1 protein-coding gene is annotated in these 437 nt (G+C 50.1%); it reads right to left on the bottom strand.

The annotated features are described in order from the left end of the window. Window positions 1–11 precede the first annotated feature (11 nt). Window positions 12–437 (bottom strand): metal-dependent hydrolase (locus tag EOS_RS42775; protein ID WP_047898306.1); only part of this gene is annotated, 426 nt, incomplete at its 5' end.

Genomic DNA, 437 nt, shown 5'->3' with positions numbered 1-437 from the left:
TTTTGCCTTTTTTAGTATTCAACCTGATGCTTAATAAGCCGATGAAACTGGATCTGCAAGGTATTGATCATTTGCGATGACCAACGAACAGCGCTGTTCTCGGGTAATGAATGGGGCATCCATACCGACCAGACAAATAATGCCATGCAGATAAAACGTTCCAGTTGGTTGCCCTTTTGGGGAACCAGGATAGGCAAGCGGAAACGCCAGCGGCATGGCCAGAGCAGGGGAACACCGGCGGGTGTCAGCATATCGGCAAGTATGTGGCTCAAATAACCCAGCACCATTCCTTGTAGCGCATCAGCCGGAATGAACCAGCCTTCCGGAACCTTAAGGTAAAAGGTTGCCAGCAGCGCAAATACCGCCAGCAGACTGTGGGTAAAACCACGATGCCCAAAAGCGCGGGCGATCGGTTTTGATATCCATTTTAATCGCTG

The sequence above is a fragment of the Caballeronia mineralivorans PML1(12) genome, assembly GCF_001028175.1.
Taxonomy (GTDB): Bacteria; Pseudomonadota; Gammaproteobacteria; order Burkholderiales; family Burkholderiaceae; genus Caballeronia; species Caballeronia mineralivorans.
The sequence above is the reverse complement of the archived record's forward strand: the minus strand, read 5'-3'. Positions and strand labels throughout refer to the sequence as shown.